The sequence below is a fragment of the Desulfovibrio desulfuricans DSM 642 genome (assembly GCF_000420465.1).
In the GTDB taxonomy this organism is placed as follows: Bacteria; Desulfobacterota; Desulfovibrionia; order Desulfovibrionales; family Desulfovibrionaceae; genus Desulfovibrio; species Desulfovibrio desulfuricans.
Map to the genome: position 1 here is coordinate 494941 of NZ_ATUZ01000013.1, position 24084 is coordinate 519024.

Here is a 24084-nt window from a genome sequence, read left to right on the forward strand (position 1 = left end):
CCAGCTATTTTATAGCGCAAAAGTGAACGTAATCCGGCCCTTCACTGGCCTCAATGTTCGTAAAACCAGCCTCGGAAAAGATGATGCGCATGCCCGTGGGGCAGGGCAGATGATCGCCCTCAACGGCATGGTGGCTGTCATGAAGCTGATTGAGTTTTTCTCGGCCATCTATGTGCAGCACATAGGCCCGTCCTGCGGGACGCAGAACGCGATAAAACTCGAGAGCCGCAGTTTTTTTGTCCACCACGTGCGGAAAGGCGGAAAAACAGATAACCATGTCCACGCTGGCGTCCGGCAAGGGCATGCATTCTGCCTCGGCCTGATATGCACGCACATGGGGAAAGCGCGCGGAAAGACATTTGAGCATTGCTGCGGAAGGGTCGAGCGCCAGGAATGACGCATCGGTCTGGGCGTATTTTTGCAAAAAAGGCTGCAGCACACCTTCGCCGCAGCCCACATCCAGAATAACCTGGGCATGCGCCAGGGGCAGACCCTGAACCAGCTGGTCAACCTGCCGGAGTTTTTCCGGCGGATAGTTTCGGGCCTCCCATCCGGTGGCGTGCGCGTTGAAAAAATCCACTCTTTCAGCCTGTTGTGCAGAGTTCTTGATCATGCTGCCTCCTGAAAAAGCGCCGCCCTGCACGCAAGGCGGCGCAATACTGATTAGAACTTGAGGTCAAAGCCAACCATGACGCTTGTGCCAGGCATGTTGTAAAGCCCCCGGTTGTTGCCGGAAAGCTCCATGCTGTATGCGTATGGCGTATTGAAGATGTTGTTTACCGCCACAAAGACCTTGCCTTCTTCAATGTGCATGTCATCGTAGCTGAAAGTATAGTCCAGCCTTGCGTTAAACACGTTGATGTCGGGCAGACGATTTCTTTCATTCAGTGTGGTTACGTTGCTGGAAGGCGTTTTGGGGTTTGTCGTCCGCATCCAGTTGGCTGCGTAAACATCCTTGAGGTACTGGTAATCGCCGCTGAGCTGGAAGTTATCAAAGAACTTCCACTTGAAGCCGGTTTGCAGGGCAAAGGCAGGCGTGTAGGGCATTTTGCTTGTAGTTTCGCCGTCATCGCCCTTGGCCCATGTTTTCAGCCATGTTGCGCCCACAAAGAGCTCAAGGTTGTCTGTGGGCGTGACGCTGCCAGCAAGTTCAAGCCCGTCAATTTTGTATTCAGACGCGGACGAAGTGAAAAAGTCGCTGGTGGGGTTGGCGTTCCCGTACATATAGGCGCGCAGCCTGTCGCGGCCGTCATCGTGAAAGACCGTGGCGCTTGTCGTGAACAGCCCCGGCTGGGTGTGGCTGAGCGACATTTCATAGTGGTCCACCACTTCGGGGCGAATATCCTTGGTGTCCAGACCGGAAGGCAATGATGTTTTGTTGGTCAGCAGGCCCTGGAGGATAACAGGGCTTGGATAGTTGACGCCCCGCGCGTAGTTGAGGCCAAGATTGGTGTTGTTGTAGCCAAGCACAAGGCCCGCCTGAGGGGCGGTTTTGTCTTCAAAGAGGTTGCTTGTGTACAGGCGCAGACCAGCGGAAGGCGTAATGTGAAAGCTCTCCTTGCTGCCAAACATCTGGCTGATGGCAGCGTAGGGCGAAAACATCCTGTGCTGCGGAAATTCCCACGATGTTGTGGAATCTGTGGAATACGTCCGCTGATCGTTGCGCAGGTCGCTGATATCAAGATCAAAGCCATTGACGATCTCGCTGCCTTCCCAGATGGAATAGGTTTCGCGGCCTCGCAATCCGTACAGATTGTTGGTTTGCACCGATGTGGTTGTGTTGGAATTTTCGCCGCGCAGATAAAACAGCGTGTCGTTGTAATAGCCTTTGAGGTAACCATTGGCGTTGTTGTACTTGTTGATGAGGCTCAACGTGGCAAGGCTTGTCTGTGTATCGTAGCGGTCTGTGGTGCGGGTATTGGTAATGGGATTGTTGGGAACCTGAGTCTGTGCATCCACCCGGTTGGCCATCATGCGCAACGACCAGTTGTCAGACAGGCCTATGCCCATGTTGCCGTAGTAGCTCGCCTGGTAGGCCGCTGTGTGATCCTTGTGCCCCAGCGTGCTGACAAGGCTTTGCGCGGCATAAATATCCACATTGTCTTTTTTTGCGCCCATGCCCACGTTTTCGGCTACGGTGCCAAAGCTGCCGCCCTCTGCGCCAATGCGCAGCTCATAACCTTCCTTGGTCATGTATTTGGGAATAAAGTTCAGCATGGCATAACCGGTGCCAAAGCGCGACGGCTGGGGGTATTTGTAAATTTCCATGCCCCCGAGGGCGTAAACCGGGATGCCGTCGGCCAAGGCCTGCCCGTACAGCACGCCGCTGCGCGGCACGTCATCAAAAAAGATATTGATGTCAGGGCTTGGATGGCTTGCGCCGCGCCCGCGCACATAAAGGCTCGCGCTGGTTTGCCCGCCGATGATGTTCTTTTTCTGATACATGACGCCCGGCACGTTGCGCAGGGCGTCATAAAAATCAAGAGAGTTCTGTAGGCGGATCTGCTCTTCAGTCACCACGTTGTACTGGGTGCCAAACCGCGTCTGCACTGGAACAGTTGGAGCCTGATCGGCCACGCCGAAAGCGGTTACGGCGGGCAGGTCATACGCTGTCAGGCTGCCCTGCGTGAGGTCTGCCTTTGAGGCAGGGGCCTCCTGCCCTCCTGTTTCGGGTGGAGTCTCTGCAGCCCAGCCCGGCTGAACGCAAAGACAGTGGCCTGCAAGCACGGCAGCCGCCACAATTGCTGAAACCTTGTTCATTACACGTCTTCCTCCTTCTTATACCTGTCGCGCGGGGTGCGCGTGGGCTTTTCGCAGGGGATTGCTGCACAACCTTTTGAGAGTGTTATGTAATACAAAAAAGTGTTACCGTGCGGGCGACAAATACAGCAAAAGGGCGCAAGGATGCCGCCCAGCTTGTTGATTTATGTTATTTTTTTAAAAAATGTAACACAAACTATAGTTTGTCTGCGATACAGTCAAGCTGGTGATACCATGAATATCTGCAAGAATGCCCGTGTGGTATGCTGGCAAAAGAGGGGGGATTGTACCCGGCAGGGAAGCTGCTAGATCAGCCTCCCCGCCGGACTCGGGGGAATTTGCTTGGCGCGTGGCGTTTAGAATTTGTAGATAAAGCTCATGTTGACGTTCCAGGCGTCCTGGGTGGTGACGCCGCCCATACGCGCGCCGCTTGTGGTGGTGTACCCGCCCCAGACATCCTTGGACTGGTCAAGCCACAGGGCAATGTAGTTGGCTTCCACCACAATCTTGAAGTTGTCGTACATCTGGTAGGTGGAGGTGACGCCAAATTCCGCAGCGTAGTCGCGCGAGGTCAGGTACAGGCCGTAGTAGTTGGCCGTGTTGAAATCGCCCATGCTGCCGGGGGTTACATCGGGGCGGAACAGGGTTTGCCCGTCCACATCTTTCTGCCCCTTGATGTACTTGGCCATGGTGGGGCTGTTGGTGCCGCCAAGCAGGTTGGCGTGGAAGGTGTGCTTGAGCTTGTCCAGAAAGCTCACGTCTTTCACGCGCGCGCCCACGCCCCAGGTTCCCACAAAGGTGGAGCTAAGCAGGGTATCGCGCCCAAGGGTGAGGGTGCCGAGCGTGCCGAAACTGTCCAGCCCGTTGGTGCTTTCGTTGTTGGCTTCAATGGTGGGCATGCGCTCGGAGCCGTTTTTCACGTTGCCGTCGTCGCCGCTCGTATACCAGCCGTAGATACCGGGAACACCCCAATCCATACTGTATTCTGCCAGCAGGGAGCCGTACCAGCCCTTGCGGTTCAGGGTTTCAACGCCAGTGTCCGACTGCCCGTAGTTGAAGCTCCACGCCAGCCGGAAGGGATTCCAGGCCACGGCTTCGCCTGTCAGGCCTGCCCAGAAAATGGTGGAGTAGGCATTGGCGATCTGCCGCCCGACCTTGCCGTCATTGAGGGCATACGTAGCAGGGGCTACGCCCAGCGCGCCCGCGCCATCGTTGTTTTTGCCGTAAAAATCATTGTTCTTGCGAAAGGTATTGCTGCCAAACGCGCCCACAAGGCCCCAGGGGGTGATGTTGACGCCTTCAAAACGCAGGGGAGCGGTAAGGCCGAAAAGATCAAAGTTGTCCAGATAGCTCTGCGGGGAATTTCCGGTTCCGGCCCAGTTGTCATTGTAGGCGCGCGCCCAGAATCCTGTGAGCGAGAGGTGTTCGTTTACCGGCACGGAAACCGTTATGCCTGCGGTGTCGGCGTCAAAGGCCTGCGAGGCTTCGGTCACGTAGTCCGGCAAAAAGATGCGCTGAATGCCCATGCGAACCTTTACATCGGTTTGCGGCATGGTCCAGTCAAGGTAGCTGTGCTTGATCTTGATGACGTTGTTGCCGTCCGCCCCCAGAGCCGCGCCGGACTTGTTGCCGGCCTGCCCCCAGTACTGGCGGCCAATCTCAAAATACACGGTGCCGGAAAGCGCTTCTGATGCCACGGCGTCAAGCTGAAGGCGCACACGCGACTTGGCCTCGAACTGGTCTTCATTATAACGGCCCCAGCCCGTGGTGCGGTTGGCCTGCGTGCCGTTTACTGAGCGCCCCCGTTCCATAAAATTGCCGCCGCCGCCATATTCAAAATTCATGATCCAGACGCCCTTGGTCTTGAAGTCCACAGCCTGCGCAGTGGCGGCAAGGCCAGGCAGCAAGGCTGCGACAGCCAGAAGCGATAAAACTTTTTTCCGCATCGTTCCCCCGATAGTGACGTAAGATTTCATATGGACACGTTTTATAAGTTCGTGCTACTGGATTTGCTTGCAACGGCGATGTTATCTTTGCAGAAAAAGTGCTACTATTGTCAACCCCTAAATCTGCCTCGCCGCATGGAGCGCGATATGCGAAAAATCGGTTTTGTACTGGCGGCCCTGATCTGCTGCCTGAACATATCCGCCTGCCAGAATGATGAAAAATCCACTGCCCAGGCGCAGCGTACTGAAATGGTCTACGCCAGCACCAAGGACATCCGCATCATCAATCCCCATCTCTACTCCGGGGAAATGGCCGCCCAGAGTATGGTGTTTGAACCGCTGGTGGTGAACACCCCCGAGGGTGTGAAGCCCTGCCTTGCCGAAAGCTGGGAAATTTCGCCCGATGGCCGGGTGTACACATTTCATTTGCGCAAGGGCGTGACATTCACAGACGGCGCACCCTTTGATGCCGCCGCCGTCAAGCTGAACATGGACGCCATTGTTGCCAACAGGCAGCGGCATGGATTTGAAATGGTTAACGAGATTGAGCGCAACGAAGTGGTGGACACGTACACGTACCGCCTTGTGCTCACGCATCCGTACTATCCCACCCTGGTGGAACTGGGGCTTGTGCGGCCATTCCGTATTATTTCGCCCAACTGCTTTATTAACGGTCAGACCAAGGACGGTGTTTCCGGCTATGTGGGCACCGGCCCCTGGGTGCTGACTGAACACAAGGAAAAGCAGTACGCGCTGTTTACGGCCAACAAAAATTACTGGGGCGCTCAGCCCAGGCTGCAGGCCGTGCGTTGGCGCGTCATGCCTGACCATCAGACCATTATGCTTGCCCTGCAAAAGGGTGAAATTGATTTGGTTTTTGGTGCAGACGGCGACATGCTGAACATGGACGCCTTTAACGCGCTGCAAAAGGAAGGCAAGTACGCCACCCTTATCAGCAAGCCCATTGCCTCGCGCGCCATCCTGCTCAATGCGCACCAGCCCGTGACCAAAGACCGCGCCGTGCGCATGGCCCTGCAATATGCGGTCAACAAGCAGGCCATTGTGGACGGCGTTCTGAACGGCACGGAAAGCGTGGCCGACACGCTTATTTCGCCCACGGTACCCTATTGCGACCTTGGTTTGCCCGTGCGCGGCTATGATCCGGCCAAAGCCGCAGCCATGCTTGAGGCCGCTGGCTGGAAGCTCGGCCCCGATGGCCTGCGCGCCAAGGACGGGCAAAAGGCCGTAGTGCGCCTGTACTACAATTCGCAGAATGCGCAGGAGCGCACCCTTGCCGAATACGTGCAGAGCGACCTGAAAAAGGTCGGCATAGAAATGAAGATCATAGGTGAAGAAAAGCAGGCATTTCTTGACCGCCAGCGCACTGGCGATTTTGAACTGCAATACTCGCTTTCGTGGGGAACCCCCTACGACCCGCAGTCCTACCTTTCATCGTGGCGCAAACCCGCGCACGGCGACTATCAGGCCCAGGTGGGCATGGAGCGCAAGGAATGGCTGGATAAAACCATCAGCCAGCTCATGATTGAACCGGATGAAGCGACCCGCAAGGCCATGTACAGGGAAGTTCTCACCTATGTACATGACGAGGGCGTGTATATTCCCATTTCGTACTCGCGCACCAAGGCTGTGCATTCCAAAGCATTGCAGGGCGTTGGATTCGCTGTTTCGCAGTACGAAATTCCTTTTGAAAAAATGTATTTCGAGAACACACCCGCCCGCTAGGCAGCAGGCACAGTTCAGGGGCGCGTCTTTGCACAGTCGCAAGGGCGCGCCCCATGCTCCACATATATGAAAGCATACATTCTCCGCCGCCTCCTGCTGACAATCCCGCTTTTGCTGGGGATTTCCTTTGTTTCATTCGTCATCATCCAGCTCAGCCCAAGCGACCCGGCCGAGGTGGCAGTCCGCGTCAATGAAATCGAGCCCACGGATGAAGTGCTGGCTATCACGCGTGAGCAGCTTGGCCTCAACAAGCCTTTTCTGACGCGCTATGCGGACTGGATGTGCGCCGTTGCGCAGGGTGATCTGGGCAGGCGCTATGTGGACAACAAGCCCGTTGCGCAGGAACTGGCCCGGGCCTTGCCCCCCACCGTGTGGCTGGCGCTGACGGCAACGCTCTTTATGGCGGTGTGCAGCGTGGGTATGGCTTTTGTGTGCGCCATGTACGAGGGACGCACTGTGGATTACCTGCTGCGCGGGTTTATTTTTCTTGGCACTGCCACGCCCGGTTTCTGGGCCGGACTGCTGCTCATGTGGCTTTTTTCCGTCAAGCTCAACTGGTTGCCCACCAGCGGCATGCAGGGCGCAAGCTCGGTCATTCTGCCAGCAGCGACACTCTCTTTGTCCTACATTTCCACCTATGCGCGGCTTTTGCGCAACAGCATGGTGCAGAACAAGCAGAAGAATTCCGTGCTCTATGCTAGGGCGAGGGGCCTCACGCGGAGCATGATCTGGCGGCATATATTTCGCAATTCCCTGCAATCCACCCTGACCGGGCTTGGCATGTCGCTGCCAAAGCTCATGGCCGGAACTTTTGTGGTAGAAACCATCTTTGCCTGGCCCGGCCTCGGCTGGCTGTGCGTCACCGCCATTTTTAACCGCGATTTCCCCGTCATTCAGGCCTATGTGCTGCTGATGGCCGTGATGTTTGTGGGCTGCAACCTGCTGGTGGACATCTTGTGCGCAGTCATTGATCCGCGCCTGCGCGCCAGGGGGCAGGCATGAGGGTATGGCGGCGGCTGCGCAACGACCCTGTGGGCATGGTCTGCCTGTGCTTTCTGCTTGCCGTGGCGGCGCTTGCGCTGTGCGCGCCCCTGGCGGCTCCGTGGGATCCCACGGCCATTGATGTGAGAAACAAATTTGCAGCATGGTCGCTGGCGCATCCCCTTGGTACCGACCAGCTCGGCAGGGACGTGCTGTCCCGGCTCATCTGGGGCGGGCGCGCCACCCTGGGCTTTTCGCTGCTCACCATGGGCATAACCCTTGTTATCGGCAGCGGATTGGGCATTGTGGCCGGTTTCTGTCGCGGCAAGGTTGACGAAACCATCATGCGCTTTTGCGATGTGATGATGTCCTTTCCCAGCGAGGTGCTCATTCTGGCCATTGTGGGCATGCTTGGGCCGGGGCTTGGCAATGTGGTCATTGCCAGCGTGATTGCCAAGTGGCCCTGGTACACGCGCATGGTTCGCTCTGTGGTCATGCAGTATACGGACGTCAACTATGTGCGCTTTGCCCGCGTGGCGGGCTGCGGCATGTGGCACATCTTCCGCAGGCATCTGCTGCCCGGCGCGCTGGGCGAAATCATTGTGCTGGCAACGCTCGATACCGGGGCGGTGATATTGTCGGTTTCGGCTTTGTCCTTTCTGGGCCTCGGCGTGCAGCCGCCCACGGCGGAGTGGGGAGCCATGCTCAGCGACGCCAAGGACATCATGTCCATGTATCCGCAGCAGATGCTGCCCGCAGGGATGACAATCCTGCTGGTTGTGGCGGCTTTCAACTTTTTGGGCGACAGCCTGCGCGATGCCCTTGACCCAGCCCACACCACCCTGCAGGGGGTGAGCCTGTGAGCGCGTTCAATACAGATTGCCAGAAGCAGGAGCCGTCCTGCGGCGCAGCACCCCATGTGCCCGATGTCCTTGATGTGCGCGATCTGCGCGTGGTGCAGCGCGCAAACGGGCAGGCGCTTGTGCACGGCGTGAACTTTACGCTTGCCGCCGGGGCCTGCCTTGGCATTGTGGGCGAAAGCGGCAGCGGCAAAACCCTGACCTGCCGCAGCATCATGGGCCTTTTGCCGCCCACGCTTGCGGGTGAGGGCACGGCTGTTTTTAACGGTATTGATCTTGTGCATGCCCCGGCGGAGCGGATGCGCCAGCTCCGGGGCAGCAAGATTGCCATGGTGCTGCAACAGCCCATGACAGCCTTTGACCCCCTGTACACCATGGGGGCGCAGTTTAGGGAAACCCTGACTGCGCATGGGGCGTACACCGCCGGGCAGGCAGATGATCTGGCCGTAACCATGTTCGGGCGCGTGCGCCTTGACGCGCCGCAGGAAGTTTTGCGCAGCTACCCGCACGAGCTTTCAGGCGGCATGCTGCAACGCTGCATGATTGCTCTGGCATTGGCCCTTGAGCCGCAGATCATCGTTGCCGACGAACCCACCACGGCACTGGATGCGGAAACGCAGTTTGAGGTCGTGCAACGGTTTCTGGAACTGCGGGCACAGTGCAATACCGCCATGATCTTTGTTTCGCACGATCTGGGCGTGGTGCAGCGTCTGGCAGATGCCGTACTTGTGATGAAGGATGGCCGCTGCGTGGAATACGGCTCTGCGGAAACCGTGTTTAACGCGCCGCAGCACGAATATACGCAGTATCTCATCCGCACGAGGCTTGCGCTGACGCGGGGTTTTGAAGCCATGCTGGAGCGCGCCCATGCTTGAGGTAAGAAATATCTGCAAAAGCTATGGCAAGGGCGGATTGTGGAATCCCCAGCCCAAATCTGTTCTGCATGACGTGAGTTTTCACATACCAGTGGGCGCGACCGTGGGGCTGGTGGGCGAGAGCGGCAGCGGCAAAAGCACGCTGAGCCGCATTGTTCTCGGGCTGGAGCGCCCAAGCAGCGGCACGGTATTGCTAGAAGGGCAGAGTGTGGGCCAGTGGCTGCGGCGCAATCCTGGCCGCATGAGCGTGGTTTTTCAGGATTACACAACCTCGGTCAATCCGGCCTACACCATCCGCGGCATCATCCGTGAGCCTTTGCTGGCCTGCGGCAGAGGTGCTGGGTCGGACAGGGCAGTGCTTGCGCTCATGGACCGCGTGGCCCTTGCCGCAAACCTTGCAGACCGCTTGCCCCATGAGGTCAGCGGCGGTCAGTTGCAGCGGGTGTGCATTGCCCGCGCCATCGCCACGGATCCCCGCTTTGTGGTCTTTGACGAGGCCATCAGCTCGCTGGATGTTTCGGTGCAGACCCGCATTCTTGACCTGCTGCGCGAGCTCAAGGGCAACATGACCTATTTTTTCATAGCGCACGACCTCCAGGCCGTGACCTATCTGTGCGATGATATTCTTTTTATGCATCAGGGCCGCATTGTGGAACAGGCCTCGGGCACAGGGCTGGCTGGCGTTTCGCACCCCTATGCGCAAAAACTGGTGAGTTCGGCAATCCTGTTTCGTTCGGCCTGGAATGGCTGAGCGGTATTGATCCGGCAAAAATTCAAGGAGTCTTTATGAGCCAATACGCTACAGATACAGCCTGCGCCACTCCGGATGCCATGTCCGTCCCCGGCCCGACGCTCACGGGCCGCATAGAAAACTACTGGTCGCGCCGGGCCGAAAGCTACGGCGAAATACGGCGTCATGAGCTTGCCTGTGAGAAAAAATCCCTGTGGCTGGCGGAAATCATGCCCCATCTGCCAGAGGCAAGGCCATTGCGCATCCTTGATGTGGGCACCGGGGCCGGATTTTTTGCCATTCTGCTGGCAGAACAGGGCCATTGCGTCTGCGGCGTGGACATGACCCAGGCCATGCTGGACGAAGGCTCGGCCCTTGCCCGGCAAGCCGGGTGCGATGTGGCCTTTCAGCGCATGGATGCCTGTTGCCTTGAGTTTGAATCCGCAAGTTTTGACGCTGTGATTTCGCGCAACCTCACCTGGACGCTTCAGGATGCCGCCGCCGCGTACCGGGAGTGGAACCGCGTGCTGCGGCCCGGCGGGGTGCTCTTGAATTTTGACGCTGACTACGGCTCGGTTTCTTTTCTGGATCTGGCGGATCAGCATGTGGGCATAAATGACGACATGATGCGTGAATGCGAAAACATTCGCCGCCAGTTGCCGCTCAGTTCCGAATCCCGCCCGGTATGGGACGTGCAGACCCTGCGCAACTCCGGTTTTTCAGACTGCTGGTGCGACCACGGCCTGAGCGCGCGCATCTACGCCCACCGCGATGAAACCTACAATCCTGTGCCCATGTTTGCCCTGCGGGCGATCAAGTAGCAGCCAGCCGGCGGGCTTTGTTTGAAGCTGCGGCGGGGGAAATGCCCGTTGCAGGGAGGGGTGACTGATGAGTAGTGGCAAGGCACACTCCGTCAACTCCGGCGTGCAGCCGGGCGTTGCACAGCCTAGTGCGCAGCCGTACAGGCAGGAATCGGACGCACTGGGCGCAGTGGATGTCCCACTGTCGGCATACTGGGGCGTGCATACGGCCCGTGCGCTGGCAAATTTCCCACTTTCGGGCCGTGCCGTGAGGCCGGAGCTTGTGCGGGCAATGGCGCTCGTCAAGCTGGCCTGCTGCCGCGCCAACGAGGAGCTTGGCTATCTGCCCCAGCCCGAGGCGCAGGCCATTGCCGATGCCTGCCGCGAGGTTGCCCATGGCGGTCTGGCTCATGCCTTTGTGGTGGATGCCCTGCAAGGCGGCGCGGGAACCTCCACCAATATGAATATGAACGAGGTACTTGCCAACCGGGCCGAAGAACTGCTTGGGGGCAGCTTTGGCTCTTACGCCCGCATAGCTCCCCTGCGGCATGTGAACCTTCACCAGTCCACCAACGATGTGTACCCAACTGCGGTGCGGGTTGCCGCCCTGTTTCTGCTCAAGGATCTGGAACTGGCCATTGCAGCCCTGCAATCTGCCTTTCAGGAAAAAGAACTGGCCTTTCGCCATATTCTCAAGGTGGGCCGCACCCAGTTGCAGGATGCCGTGCCCGTGACTCTTGGCATGGAGTGTTCCGCTTGGGCGGAATGCCTCTCGCGCGACCGCTGGCGCGTGTTCAAGTGCGCGGAGCGGCTGCGCGTGGTCAACCTTGGCGGCACGGCGGTGGGCACGGGCATAACCGCCCCCCGCAAATACATTTTTCTGGTGATCGAAAAGCTGCGCGAGGTCACGGGGCTGGGCCTCTCGCGGGCAGAAAATCTGGTGGACGCCACGCAGAATGTTGATCCACTGGTTGAAGTTTCCGGCATCCTTAAAGCCCATGCAGTAAATTTATTCAAAATTTGCGCTGACTTGCGATTGCTTTCATCCGGCCCCTCGGCGGGAATAGGCGAGCTTAAACTGCCAGCAAGGCAGGCGGGGTCAAGCATCATGCCGGGCAAGGTCAACCCCGTAATCTGCGAGGCCGCATCACAGGCCGCTCTGCGGGTCGTGGCCGATGACAGCGCCGTGACCCAGGCCGCATTTATGGGGCAACTGGAGCTTAACGCATTCATGCCGCTGCTGGCGGATTGCCTGCTTGGCAGCATGCATCTGTTGGCGCAGGCCAATACCATGCTGGCCGAAAATTGCGTGCAGGGCCTTGAGGCTGACGAAGCCGCCTGCGCCCGGCATCTTGGCAGGTCATTTGCCACGGTTACTGCGCTTGTGCCAGTGCTTGGCTATGCGCTTGCGGGCGAAATAGCCGCCCAGGCGCACAAAAACGGGCAGAGCGTGCGCGCGGTGGTGCTGGAGCGGGGCCTGATTAAGGCGGAGGATGTGGACAAGCTGCTCAGCGCAGAGGCCGCAACGGCCCTTGGGCACAGGTAGGGCAACAGGCGGGTAAGTTACGCAACCGGAGCTTCTGGCATGAATGAAACACCCAAAAGTCTGCGCCTGCACATAGGCATCTATGGTCGGCGCAATGTTGGCAAGTCGTCCCTGCTCAACGCACTGGCGGGGCAGCAGGTTTCCATTGTTTCCGACACGCCCGGCACAACCACCGACCCGGTTGAAAAAACGCTGGAACTGGCGCCCCTCGGGCCTGTGGTATTTATTGATACTGCGGGCATTGACGATGTGGGCGCGCTGGGCGAGCTGCGCAAGGAGCGCACGCTCAAGGCCCTTGAGCGTACGGATGTTGCCCTGCTGGCCGTGGAGCCGGGGCAGTGGGGCGAGTATGAAGATTTTTTTGTGGGCCAGTTGCGTGAGCGCAAAATTCCTTTTGGTGTGGTTTTTGGCAAGTGCGATCTGGCAGCCCCTTCTGCCGGGCAGCTTGGCGGGCTGGATAAGGACGGCATCCGCTGGATGAGCGTATCCGCCATGACAGGCAAGGGCATGGGGCAGGTGCGTGAAGCTCTGGCGGCCCTTGCGCCGGAACACTGGTTTGCGGAGCCGCGCCTGCTGGGCGACCTGCTGCCAGCGGGCGAACTGGCAGTGCTGGTGGTTCCCATTGACCTTGGCGCGCCCAAGGGGCGGCTCATACTGCCGCAGGTGCAGGCCATACGCGATATTCTCGACAGCGACGCCTCCTGCATGGTGGTGAAAGAGCGGGAACTGGCCCCTGCGCTGGCCCGGCTGAACAAAAAACCCGCTCTCGTGGTCTGCGATTCGCAGATTGTGCTCAAGGCTGTGGCCGACACGCCGCCAGATATCCCGCTGACCACGTTTTCCATCCTCATGGCCCGTTTCAAGGGCGATCTGGCGGCTTTTGCCAGGGGCGCGGCTGCCATCGACCAGTTGCAACCCGGCGATGCCGTGCTGGTGTCCGAGGCCTGCGGGCATCATCCTTCGGCGGATGACATCGGGCGGGTCAAGATACCGCGCTGGCTCAGGCAATACGCCGGGGGCGACATCCGCGTGGATAATCTGGCGGGGCGGGATTTTCCTGACGATCTCAGCCCCTACAGGCTCATAATCCACTGCGGAGCCTGCACCTTCAATCGGCAAAGTATGCTTGCGCGCCTGGGGCGCGCCCATGAGCAGGGGATTCCCATGACCAACTACGGGCTGGCTATCTCGCATGTGCAGGGCGTGCTGCGCAGGGTTCTTGAGCCTTTTCCCGCTGCTCTGACGGCTTTTGACGCCGTTTCACAGGTCTGAGCGGGCAGTGCGTCCGAAATCCGGTTGTGGGCAAAACAAGCTAACTATCTTAATTAACAAATGTTAAATTGTAGGCAAAGCAAGGTGAGTCCTTTTTGCTAAATAAAATGTTGTTACGTAATTGACAAAAGTGTTACCAAGGGGCAATCTGCTCAAAACACTGTGCGCACATGCCGTGCTCTGTCATGCCCACAGCGACAACGCCTGCGTGGGCGAACACGGGTGGTGGTCGATCTTTTTGGGAGTTTCTTGCTTGTTTAGTGTTACTTTTTTAAATTTTGTAACACATTTTCTTAGGACGTTGGGCATATCGGGCTGCACACGTGCTGGTTTGGCTGGCAGTGGCGGTTCATGGCACAGGATTGGATGGTAAAGCATGCGCCGCGAAGAAATACTTGATCTCCTGTTTGCACAGCCCTTTGAGGCGGTTTGCGAACGTGCCGCCCGTGTGCTGGAAGAAGAAAAAGGCGCGCATGTGCATGTTCGCGGCCTCATAGAATTTTCAAATTCGTGCAGGCGCAACTGCCGCTACTGCGGTTTGCGCTGCGAGAACGCCAATCTGCGGCGGTACACGCTTGCCAAGGCGGAGATCATGGCAGCCGCCACGCGCGCCGTTGCCCTTGGTGCAGACACCATTGTGCTGCAATCGGGTGAATACGCCATTGATCCCATGTGGCTGGCCGATGTGATTGACTGCCTGCGCGGCGGGCTCAACGTGCCCGTGACCCTGAGCGTGGGCGAGCATCCGCGCGCCGCATATGCCTTGTGGAAAGAGGCTGGCGCAGTGCGCTTTCTGCTCAAGCACGAAACCGCCGATCCATTGCTCTACGAGGCCCTGCATCCTGGGCATGTGCTGGCGGAGCGCATTGCCAGCCTGCGTGTTTTGCAGCGGCTTGGCTACGAGATCGGCTCCGGTTTTATGGTGGGCCTGCCCGGTCAGAGCCTGAACTCGCTGGCAGACGACATTATTCTGGCCCGCAGGCTTGGGGTTTCCATGTGCGGGGCCGGGCCGTTCATTCCGCAGCACGACACGCCGCTTGGCGCGTATCCTGCGGGCAGCGCGCAGCTCGCCCTGCGTGTGATGGCCGTCATGCGCATTGTCATGCCCTGGGCCAACATTCCCGCCACTACGGCACTGGCAACGGTGGACGCACAGGGCGGGCAACGCAACGGCCTGCTGGCGGGCGGCAATGTGCTCATGCCCTCGTTTACGCCGTCAGCTTACGGCAGTCAGTACTGCATTTACGACAATAAGAACCGTGTGGACATGCTTGGCGCGCGCAAGGCCATTGAAGGGGCTGGGCGCAGCCACACCCTTGCCCGCTGGCAGGAGCCAGCGGCACAGGATGTTGTTTCAGGCCTTGTGTCCTGTGCCGTTTCTGGCGCGCCTCACGCATCGGCCTAGGCCCGAATTTACTTGCAGAATCACCGGGCGGACGCAAACGCGCCGCTGTGAACAAATCAACCTGTTACCCGCCAGGAGGCTGTAATGCCGCGCATTGAAATGGAACACATCGCGTACGAGCTCAATGTGCCCCCCCAGGGCGCGGACGGCGACAAGATGTTTTTTGTGCAGATTGATCCCGAAAAATGCATCGGCTGCGATTCCTGTCAGGAATACTGCCCCAGCGGCGCCATTTATGGCGAAACCGGCCTCACGCACAAGATTGCCCACCCAGAACCATGTATCAACTGCGCCCAGTGCCTGACCCACTGCCCGGAAATGGCCATCTATGAGGTGCAGACCTGGGTGCCGGAGCTGCAAAAGAAATTGCAGGACAAAAGCGTCAAATGCATTGCCATGCCTGCGCCTTCTGTGCGCTACGCTCTTGGCGAAGCCTTTGGCCTCGCCCCCGGCAGCGTTACCACGGGCAAAATGCTGGCAGCCCTCAAGCAGCTTGGTTTCTCCAACTGCTGGGATACGGAATTTGCCGCTGACGTGACCATCTGGGAAGAAGCCTCGGAATTTGTGGAGCGCCTCGGTGCAAAGCGCGATCTGCCGCAATTTACCTCCTGCTGTCCCGGCTGGCAAAAGTATGCGGAAACCTTCTATCCCGACCTGTTGCCGCATTTTTCATCCTGTAAATCGCCTGTGGCCATGAATGGCCGCCTTGCCAAAACCTATGGCGCAGAAAAGGCCAAGTACGACCCCAAGAGCCTGTATACTGTTTCCATCATGCCCTGCGTAGCCAAAAAGTACGAAGGTCTGCGTCAGGAATATGCACAGAATGACCTGCGCGACATCGACGCCACCCTGACCACGCGTGAACTGGCCTACATGATCCGTCAGGCGGGCATTGACTTTAACAAGCTGCCCGACGGCCAGCGCGACAGCCTCATGGGCGAATCCACCGGCGGCGCGACCATATTCGGCGTGTCCGGCGGCGTTATGGAAGCGGCCTTGCGCTACGCCTATCAGGCTGTAACCGGCAAGCGGCCGGAATCGTGGGATTTCAAGCAGGTGCGCGGGCTCAAGGGCCTGAAGGAATATACGGTAACCGTCAACGGCATTGAACTGCATCTGGCGGTTGTGCATGGCGCAAAACGCTTTGCCCAGGTGTGCGATGAAGTGCGGGCGGGCAAATCGCCGTATCATTTCATTGAATTTATGGCCTGCCCCGGCGGGTGCGTGTGCGGCGGCGGGCAGCCCATCATGCCCAACATGCTGCAAAGCGCGGAACGCAAGGCCACAAGCCTGTTTGCCGGATTGAAGCAGCGTCTTGCCAACACCCAGCCCAAAGCCTAGAGGAGGCCGCCCATGTCTATCATTGCCACCACCAGACGCGGATTTCTGAAAGGCGCGTGTATTCTTTCCGGCGGGTTGCTGCTTGGGGTTCGCATGGCCAACAAGGCCTACGCCGCCGCCAAGGATTTCAAAGATTACATGAGCGACCGCTCTGCCGCCGTGTACAGTGCCGACTCGGCCTTTCCCAAGCGCGCCAGCCAGGACAATACGCAGGTAAAGGCACTTTACGATTCCTGGCTCGGCAAGCCCCTGAGCCATAAATCAGAAGAAAACCTCCACACCAAGTGGTTTGATAAATCAAAAGGCCTCAAGGCTCTTACGGCTTCAGGCGAATACCCCAACCCTCGCCACAAGGAGTTTGAGGGTACCGCCTATCCGTACGAATAAAGCCACGGCCTTTTCCACCTGAGGGACCCCAAGACCCCTCAGGCCAGACCCACGGCCGACACGGTTTGCCCCCCGTGTCGGCCAGTTTGAATGCTGGGCTGCCCCTGGCCATTTATTCAGGTAATCAGGTAGCCCGCAACAGCGCACACGGGCTGTTCACATACGTAGTGCACAGCCCTATAAATAATTTTTTGATTTCGGTGAGATATCCAGTGGCGGAGCCTGCCGCCAGCAAAAACGTCAAGTTTGCAGCCTGTATTTTCTCTTTTTGCGAAAAAGCAATTCCCACGGGATGTTTTTTCACAGTCTGCCTGTCGAGTTCTCTATGCCAATATGGCTGGTCACCCGCCCGCACCGCCTGAGAATATGGGTCTTGCCGGAGGTTTTTTATGTACAATCCCCAGTCGTTGCGCGCAGATGAATTTATTGACCACAGTGAAGTGCTCGATACCTTGAGCTATGCAACCGAGCACGCGCGCGATGCAGAACTTATTGACTCCATCATTGCCAAGGCTGCGCAAAAAAAAGGCCTGACCCACCGCGAGGCCTCGGTGCTGCTTGCCTGCGAGCTGCCGGAGAAAGTGGAGCAGGTGTACAGGCTTGCCAATCAGATCAAGCACGACTTTTACGGCAACCGCATTGTCATGTTTGCGCCGCTGTATCTCTCAAACCACTGCATCAACAGTTGCGTGTATTGCCCGTATCATTCGCAGAATAAAAACATCGCCCGCAAAAAACTCAGTCAGGAAGAAGTAGCCCGCGAGGTCATTGCCTTGCAGGACATGGGGCACAAGCGTCTTGCGCTTGAGGCGGGCGAACACCCCACCATGAACCCCATTGAGTACATACTTGAGTGCATCAAGACCATTTACAGCATCAAGCGCAAGAACGGGGCCATCCGCCGGGTAAATGTGAACATCGCGGCGACCACGGTGGAAGAATACGCAATGCTCAAGGATGCTGGCATCGGCACGTACATTCTGTTTCAGGAAACCTACCACAAGCAGAGTTACGAAAAGCTGCATCCGGCAGGGCCCAAGCACGACTACGCCTGGCACACTGAGGCCATGGATCGCGCCATGCAGGGCGGCATTGACGATGTGGGCCTGGGGGTGCTTTTCGGTCTTGAGGGCTACCGTTATGAATTTGCGGCTCTGCTCATGCACGCCGAGCACCTCGAAGCCGTGCAGGGCGTTGGCCCGCACACCATCAGCGTGCCGCGCATTCGGCGCGCAGACGACATCAACCCTGACGTGTTCGACAACGGCATCAGCGACGATACGTTTGCCCGCATCTGCGCCTGTATTCGCGTATCTGTGCCGTACACGGGCATGATTGTTTCCACGCGTGAGAGCAAGGCCGTGCGTGAAAAGGTGTTGCCTCTGGGCATTTCGCAGATCAGCGGCGGTTCACGCACCAGCGTTGGCGGGTACTATGAGCCGGAGCCGGAAGAAGACAATTCCGCGCAGTTTGATGTGAGCGATCGCCGCACGCTGGACGAGGTGGTGCGCTGGCTCATGGAGCAGGGGCATGTGCCGAGTTTTTGCACGGCCTGTTACCGCGAGGGCCGTACTGGCGACCGTTTTATGAGCCTGTGCAAGAGCCAGCAGATTTTGAACTGCTGTCACCCCAACGCCCTGCTGACCCTCAAGGAATATTTGCAGGACTACGCCTCGCCGCAAACCCGGCAGATGGGCCTTGCCATGATAGAGCAGGAACTGAACAAAATTCCCAGCGACAAGGTGCGCAAAAAGGCTGTGGAATACCTTGCCGCCATTGAAAGCGGTCAGCGGGACTTTCGATTTTGAGGTAAGTTTTTCTGAAGGTTTTGCAGGAGGCTAAACGGACTGCGGCGCATTGGAGTTACCCCAATGCGCCTTTTTTGTATGTAGGCCCCGCTAGGGCTGGGGGATATTTTTTATTTGCACTGGAGCCTTGGTCTCTCAGTTGCCCGCAGTCGCAAGCCACTGCCCCCACAGAGTTCTTTTTTCGCTGCGGCAACGCCCTGACCACCATTCAGCCGTGTGCGACAAGCTGCAATTTTTATGATTTTTTGTGCTATTTTTATTAATAAAATAGCACAAAACAAAAATAGTAAATAATTTCAGCTTGTTTATGGGAGTTATTAGATCTGCTTACCGCCAGCAATGAAAATAAAATTGTTTTTTTCACTTTTTGTGATTGCACGCAATTTCAGATAAGTGATTAATGTGCTAATATGATTGAATAAAAAATTCCTTTAATTGTACATTTTTGAACAGAAGCATGTATTTTTTTTAACAATTATTGACACAAACTTTCTGGCGGAGTAGTATTTACATTAATTTATAAATTCACAAGCAACTGTTGTTTTAATTGTTTGTGGATTGATCAAGTATATCTTTTCGTAAATTTTATTCCTATTACAAGGAAAAATTTATGTCTAGCAGCGAACTTGTTGACATTGTCTACATAATGGCATTCTGCCTTGGCGGTATGAGCTTTGCTCTGGGGCCTTTTGTAATAGTTTTTTTTCTTGCCCCTCGCATCACTCGCAACACTGTGGGCAAAACCCGCCAGATTGTTGAGTGCGGCATTGACCCCATTGGCGATGCCTGGATCAAATTCGGCGCGGTATATTATATGTATTCGCTGCTGTTCCTCGCATTTGCTGTTGATATTCTCTTTCTCTTCCCTGTTGCGGTTATCTACAACAAGGCTTCTCCCATCAGCGATTTCCTGACGTTCGCGGAAGTTTTTCTGTTCGTGGGCATTTTGTCCCTCGTCATTCTGTACGCGTGGAAAAAGGGAGTGTTCCAGTGGCAACGGAAAATATATTCGGATCGGTAGTCCACTTTTCGCGGCTGGATTCGCTGCTGGACATGTGCCGGGCCAATTCGCTCTGGCCCATGACATTCGGCCTTGCCTGCTGCGCCATTGAAATGATGGCGACCGGCGCGTCCCGCTTTGATCTGGCGCGCTTTGGGGCCGAGGTGTTCAGGCCATCGCCCCGGCAGAGCGATGTGATGATCGTTTCCGGAACCATCAATAAAAAGATGGCCCCGGCTGTGCAGATCCTTTACGACCAGATGCCCGAGCCAAAGTGGGTCATCGCCATGGGCAATTGCGCCATTTCCGGCGGGCCTTTTGTGTATGAAGGGCAGTACGCCGTGGTGGAAGGGGTGGGCAAGCTTTTTCCTGTTGATGTGTTCATTCCTGGGTGCCCGCCAAGGCCGGAAGCCCTGATTGAAGGCATCTTGAAGCTGGAAGAAAAGCTCACAGGCACCCGGCGCTGGCCCGTGGTTACGCCTCCCGGGCTTCCCGGCCCTGCGGCGGCGCAGGCGGCCAGAATGCAGGCGGAGGCGCAAGCGCCCCCGGCCCCTGCCGAGGATGCTGCGGGTGTCCCTGTGGGAGCCTCCGGGGATGCCAAGGCGGGCAACGAAGCAGGAGGGCATACGTCATGAAAGCAGACACCCTTGACGCACAGTTGGCGGCCCTGCCCGGAGCCAGGGTTCGCGCCGCAGATCATGCCGCTGTGGGCTATGATCTTGATGTGGCGCTGCCGGAAAGCTCCCTGCTTGCCGCCGTGGGCATCATGGACGGTGCGGGGTACTTTCTTGAAGGAATGACAGGGGTAGACTGGCTTGGCGAATGCGAGACCCTGCGCAAGGAGGCCGAAGCCATAGCAAAAAAGGCTGCCGAAACCGCCGCTGCCAGTGCAGCGGACGCCCCGGATACCAGCCAGGCCGCCCCACCTGAAGCCCCTGTGCAGGAATCCATACCGCAGGAAGACGAGCTTGAAGTTGTGTACGACTTCAACCTCTATGCCGCCCGCCACAGGGTATGCTTGCGAGTGCGCACGCCGCGCTCCAACCCGCAGATCCACACCATCGCCGAAATTTATCCCATAGCCCACTGGCACGAGCGCGAGATTCACGAGTTCTTTGGCATCGTCTTTATCGGGCATCCCTACCTCATCCCCCTGTTGTTGCCCGAAGACGCGGAATACCACCCCTTGCTCAAGGACTACAGCGCATGAACTATCTTGCCCAAAGTCCCACAGACGAGCGGTTTGTTCTGAACCTTGGCCCGCAGCACCCGGCTACGCACGGCGTTTTGCGCGTCAAGATGGTCATGGACGGCGAGTATATAGTGGAGGCCGAGCCTGTGCTTGGCTACATCCACCGCATGCACGAAAAAATGGCCGAAAACCGCACCTGGGCGCAGTTTATGCCCAATACGGGTCGCATGGATTACCTGCATGCCCTTGCCTACAACCACGGCTATGCCTGCCTGGTCGAGCGCGCCGCTTCCATTGAAGTGCCGGAACGCGCCGAGTACATCCGCGTCATCACCAACGAGCTGAACCGGGTTTCAAGCCATTTGCTCTGGTTTGGAGCTTTTGTGCTTGATCTTGGCGGGTTCTCGCCGCTTTTGTACGCCTTTGACGACCGCGAACAGATTCTGGATCTGCTGGAATCCGTTACCGGGTCGCGCCTCACGTACTGTTACTTTCGCTTTGGCGGCGTGTACAACGATATTGACGATGCTTTTGTAACAGGTACGCGGGCATTTATTACGCGTATGCGCAAGCGTCTGCCCATGTATGATTCTCTTGTTTCCAAAAACCTCATTATCCAGCAACGCCTTGTGGATGTGGGGGTTGTGTCTGCCGAGATGTGCCGCAAATACGGCGCCACCGGCCCGGTTGCGCGTGGTGCGGGCATTGCCTACGACGTGCGCAAGCACGAGCCCTACGGCGTTTATGACCGCTTTGCCTTTGACGTGCCTGTGTATGCCGAGGGCGATTCCATGGCCCGCTACAAGGTGCGCATGGACGAAATTGAACAGAGCTTGCGCATCATCGAGCAGGCCCTCGACCAGTTGCCGCAAGGCCCGGTTATGGCGGCCAAGGTTCCCAAAACCATCAAACCGCCCAAGGGCGACTATTACCATGCTGTTGAAACGGCGCGCGGTCTTCTGGGTATTCGCGCCGTCAGCGACGGCAGCGGCACCCCCTGGCGGCTCAAGTGGCGCACCCCCTGTTTTTCAAATCTGCTTGTTTTTGGCGAGGCGGGCAAGGGAATGCTGCTGCCCGATGCCCTGGCGCTGCTCGGCAGCCTTGACCTGGTGATTCCGGATATTGACCGCTAAGGAACACAGCTATGACGTTTTATTCCGAAATGCTGCGTCTTCTGGGGTATCTTGTAGGATTCCTTGTCTTTGTGGCGCTTAACGCGGCCTATCTGGTGTGGGTTGAGCGCAAGGTGGCAGGGCATATACAGCGGCGCATAGGGCCCAAGGAAGTTGGCCCCTACGGCCTGTTGCAGCCGCTGGCGGACGGCTTCAAGCTCATGACCAAGCAGGTATTTATTCCCACGGATGCCGACGGCGTACTGTTCTGCCTTGGCCCCGTGCTGGTCATGACCCCGGCCTTCATGAGCTTTGTGACCATTCCCTACACCGAAGGGCTGGTGGCGCGTAACCTTAATCTGGGGCTGCTGGCCATTTACGCCTTTGCTTCGGTAAACGTGCTGGGCCTGCTGCTTGGCGCGTGGGGCTCGCGCAACAAATACGCCGTTATCTCTGCCGCGCGTGTGGTTTCGCAAAACGTGGCCTACGAAATCCCCATGCTGCTGGTTGTAGTGAGCCTTGTTATGGTTATGGGCACGCTCAACCTCAACGAAATTGTGGGCACGCAATCGGGCGGATTCTGGCACTGGAATGTGTTTCGCCTTTCGGCAAGCCCGCTCATGCCTGTTTCGTGCATCATCTTTTTCATCTGCATGCTGGCGGAGACAAACCGCGCCCCCTTTGACATGGCCGAGGCCGAAAGTGAGCTGATCGCAGGCGCTTTTACGGAATATTCGGGCATGGGTTTTGGCGTGTATTTTATGGGCGAGTACGCCAACGTTGTGGTGGGGGCCAGTCTGCTGACCCTGCTGTTTCTTGGCGGGTGGGATTGCCCGCTGGGGCTTTGGCCGGGAGCGCACTGGTTTGCCATTAAGCTCTACGCGGTCATTTTTACCGTAATCTGGGTGCGCTGGACATTTCCGCGCACAACCTTCTACGGCCTGCTGAACCTCTCATGGAAGGTGCTTATCCCCATTGCGCTCGTCAACCTCATCATTACCAGCGCGTTGCTCAAGGTGCTGTAGCATGAACGCATACTTTAAAAATATCTTTTCAGGCGGGTGGAGCCTCTTTGTGGGCATGGGCATAACGCTGCGCTATTTTTTCAAGCCGGTGGTTACATCATCCTACCCGCGTGAGGTGCTGCCCATAACACCGCGCTACAGAGGCCATATCGACCTTGTATACGACCCGGAAACCGGCACGGACAGGTGCATTGTGTGCGGATCGTGCCAGAAAGCCTGCCCCTCGGGCTGCATAGAGCTTGCGGGCGAAAAACTGGATGGGGCCAAGAAGAAGACCCTCACGAGCTACAAACTGAATTTTACCAAGTGCAGCCTGTGCGGTATGTGCGTGGAATCGTGCCCCACAGACGCGCTGACGTTTTCTCATGACTACAATCTGGCCGGGTTTGACGAGGCGGAGTATCACTTTGACCTTGTACGGCGGCTCAAGGAGCGTCCCTGATGTCCAGTCATGAAACTATGCAAACGCTGGCTGAGGGCATTTTCTGGTTCTTTGTGCTGGTGACGTTTAGCGGCGCGGTGCTGGCTGTCTCGGCGCGCACTCTCATACGCCGCGTGGCAGGGCTTGCCTTGTGCTTCACTGGCGTGGCGGGGATTTATTACTACCTTTCCAGCCCCTTTGTGGCCTTTATGCAGATGCTTGTGTACGTGGGCGCGCTGTGCGTCACCATTACATTCGCCATCATGCTGGCCGAAACATCGGACGCAAACCGCGCCCCGCGCCGCAACAAGCTGAGCCTTTTTCTGGGTGCTGCGGCCAGCTGCGCCATCACGGCGGCGCTTGTGGTGCAATCCATCGTGGCTCCCTGGCCGGAGACGCCCCCGGCCCAGATTGAGGGAACCATCGAGCGCATCGGGCAAGCCTTGCTGAGCACGTATTCCATGAGCTTTGAACTTATTTCCGTGGTTCTGGTGGTAGCCATGGTGGGGGCGCTCGCACTGGCCCGCCACGGGAGGGACAAGTGATGCACTACGCAAGCTTGAGTCAGTCTCTTGAAACCTATCTGGTCATCGGCGCGGTTCTGTTCGGTCTGGGGCTGTTCGGCATGGCCATGCGCCGCACATTCATAGGCATGCTCATTGCGTCCGAGCTTATCCTCTGCGGGGCATCGGTCAACTTTATGGCCTTTGGGCGGTTTTGCGCGCCAGACACGGCAACCGGGCAGATCGCGGCGCTGTTTGTCATGGCCATCGCAGCGGCGGAAGCGGTAATTGTGCTTTCCATCATCATTGCGGTGTACCGGCTGTACAGATCTGTTGAAACGGACGCTCCGTCAGACCTCAAAGGTTAAGGGGAACAC

Annotated in this window: 22 protein-coding genes and 1 pseudogene; 20 read left to right on the forward strand and 3 right to left on the reverse strand. The window is 57.6% G+C overall.

What is annotated here, in order from left to right; all coding sequences use genetic code 11:
* Nucleotides 1-4: 4 nt before the first annotated feature.
* From G449_RS0107765 to G449_RS0107775, 3 genes are all read right to left on the reverse strand, one after another.
* Nucleotides 5-613 carry a class I SAM-dependent methyltransferase gene (locus tag G449_RS0107765; protein ID WP_022658742.1) on the reverse strand — a complete coding sequence of 203 codons (609 nt, stop codon included), beginning with the start codon at nt 611-613 and terminating at the stop codon, nt 5-7.
* A 50-nt stretch (nt 614-663) separates the two neighbouring features.
* Complete coding sequence (locus G449_RS0107770) at nt 664-2760, reverse strand: TonB-dependent receptor (protein WP_022658743.1); 2097 nt, start codon at nt 2758-2760, stop codon at nt 664-666.
* Between the two features lie 356 nt (nt 2761-3116).
* Nucleotides 3117-4706 carry an outer membrane homotrimeric porin gene (locus G449_RS0107775; protein WP_022658744.1) on the reverse strand — a complete coding sequence of 530 codons (1590 nt, stop codon included), beginning with the start codon at nt 4704-4706 and terminating at the stop codon, nt 3117-3119.
* 147 nt (nt 4707-4853) lie between these two features.
* Between G449_RS0107775 and nikA the strand changes: the two genes are divergently transcribed.
* The 20 genes and pseudogenes from nikA (at nt 4854) to nuoK (ending at nt 24075) form a co-directional block, all read left to right on the forward strand.
* A complete protein-coding gene (nikA, locus tag G449_RS0107780; RefSeq protein WP_022658745.1) occupies nt 4854-6449 on the forward strand; it encodes a nickel ABC transporter substrate-binding protein in 1596 nt (531 codons plus the stop codon).
* A gap of 66 nt (nt 6450-6515) precedes the next feature.
* Complete coding sequence (opp1B, locus tag G449_RS0107785; RefSeq protein ID WP_022658746.1) at nt 6516-7451, forward strand: nickel/cobalt ABC transporter permease; 936 nt, start codon at nt 6516-6518, stop codon at nt 7449-7451.
* Entirely contained in the window at nt 7448-8293 is an 846-nt protein-coding gene (gene opp1C / locus G449_RS0107790) for a nickel/cobalt ABC transporter permease (protein ID WP_022658747.1), read from the forward strand. Before opp1B ends, opp1C begins: the two co-directional genes overlap by 4 nt.
* Complete coding sequence (locus tag G449_RS0107795) at nt 8290-9165, forward strand: ABC transporter ATP-binding protein (RefSeq protein WP_022658748.1); 876 nt, start codon at nt 8290-8292, stop codon at nt 9163-9165. The genes opp1C and G449_RS0107795 overlap by 4 nt, the downstream gene beginning before the upstream one ends.
* Nucleotides 9158-9916 (forward strand): ABC transporter ATP-binding protein, encoded by a 759-nt coding sequence (locus tag G449_RS0107800; RefSeq protein ID WP_022658749.1) that lies wholly within the window; start codon nt 9158-9160, stop codon nt 9914-9916. Before G449_RS0107795 ends, G449_RS0107800 begins: the two co-directional genes overlap by 8 nt.
* Before the next feature lie 35 nt (nt 9917-9951).
* Nucleotides 9952-10716, forward strand: a complete 765-nt coding sequence (locus G449_RS0107805; protein ID WP_022658750.1) for a class I SAM-dependent methyltransferase — start codon at nt 9952-9954, stop codon at nt 10714-10716.
* 67 nt (nt 10717-10783) lie between these two features.
* Nucleotides 10784-12241, forward strand: a complete 1458-nt coding sequence (locus tag G449_RS0107810) for an aspartate ammonia-lyase (RefSeq protein ID WP_022658751.1) — start codon at nt 10784-10786, stop codon at nt 12239-12241.
* A 39-nt stretch (nt 12242-12280) separates the two neighbouring features.
* Nucleotides 12281-13513: a [FeFe] hydrogenase H-cluster maturation GTPase HydF gene (gene hydF, locus G449_RS0107815; protein ID WP_022658752.1), complete on the forward strand. Its 1233-nt coding sequence runs from the start codon at nt 12281-12283 to the stop codon at nt 13511-13513.
* A 376-nt stretch (nt 13514-13889) separates the two neighbouring features.
* Nucleotides 13890-14918: a [FeFe] hydrogenase H-cluster radical SAM maturase HydE gene (gene hydE, locus G449_RS16500; RefSeq protein ID WP_022658753.1), complete on the forward strand. Its 1029-nt coding sequence runs from the start codon at nt 13890-13892 to the stop codon at nt 14916-14918.
* 84 nt (nt 14919-15002) lie between these two features.
* A complete protein-coding gene (locus tag G449_RS0107825; RefSeq protein ID WP_022658754.1) occupies nt 15003-16259 on the forward strand; it encodes a [FeFe] hydrogenase, group A in 1257 nt (418 codons plus the stop codon).
* 12 nt (nt 16260-16271) lie between these two features.
* On the forward strand, nt 16272-16646 hold the full coding sequence (locus G449_RS0107830; RefSeq protein ID WP_022658755.1) for an iron hydrogenase small subunit: 375 nt from the start codon (nt 16272-16274) through the stop codon (nt 16644-16646).
* A gap of 389 nt (nt 16647-17035) precedes the next feature.
* Complete coding sequence (gene hydG / locus G449_RS0107835) at nt 17036-18454, forward strand: [FeFe] hydrogenase H-cluster radical SAM maturase HydG (protein WP_022658756.1); 1419 nt, start codon at nt 17036-17038, stop codon at nt 18452-18454.
* 610 nt (nt 18455-19064) lie between these two features.
* On the forward strand, nt 19065-19475 hold the full coding sequence (locus tag G449_RS0107840) for an NADH-quinone oxidoreductase subunit A (protein WP_022658757.1): 411 nt from the start codon (nt 19065-19067) through the stop codon (nt 19473-19475).
* Nucleotides 19460-19927: pseudogene (locus G449_RS18545) on the forward strand (NADH-quinone oxidoreductase subunit B); the annotation flags it as partial. The gene G449_RS0107840 and the pseudogene G449_RS18545, both read left to right, overlap by 16 nt.
* Before the next feature lie 158 nt (nt 19928-20085).
* Nucleotides 20086-20664 (forward strand): NADH-quinone oxidoreductase subunit C, encoded by a 579-nt coding sequence (locus G449_RS0107850; protein ID WP_022658759.1) that lies wholly within the window; start codon nt 20086-20088, stop codon nt 20662-20664.
* The gene (locus tag G449_RS0107855) at nt 20661-21779 is read left to right on the forward strand and encodes an NADH-quinone oxidoreductase subunit D (protein ID WP_022658760.1); all 1119 of its coding nucleotides are present in this window, start codon (nt 20661-20663) and stop codon (nt 21777-21779) included. Before G449_RS0107850 ends, G449_RS0107855 begins: the two co-directional genes overlap by 4 nt.
* An 11-nt stretch (nt 21780-21790) precedes the next feature.
* A complete protein-coding gene (gene nuoH, locus G449_RS0107860) occupies nt 21791-22783 on the forward strand; it encodes an NADH-quinone oxidoreductase subunit NuoH (protein ID WP_022658761.1) in 993 nt (330 codons plus the stop codon).
* Between the two features lies 1 nt (nt 22784).
* A complete protein-coding gene (locus G449_RS0107865) occupies nt 22785-23225 on the forward strand; it encodes a NuoI/complex I 23 kDa subunit family protein (protein WP_022658762.1) in 441 nt (146 codons plus the stop codon).
* Nucleotides 23225-23749: an NADH-quinone oxidoreductase subunit J family protein gene (locus G449_RS0107870; RefSeq protein WP_022658763.1), complete on the forward strand. Its 525-nt coding sequence runs from the start codon at nt 23225-23227 to the stop codon at nt 23747-23749. Before G449_RS0107865 ends, G449_RS0107870 begins: the two co-directional genes overlap by 1 nt.
* A complete protein-coding gene (nuoK, locus tag G449_RS0107875; protein WP_022658764.1) occupies nt 23749-24075 on the forward strand; it encodes an NADH-quinone oxidoreductase subunit NuoK in 327 nt (108 codons plus the stop codon). Before G449_RS0107870 ends, nuoK begins: the two co-directional genes overlap by 1 nt.
* Nucleotides 24076-24084 lie beyond the last annotated feature (9 nt).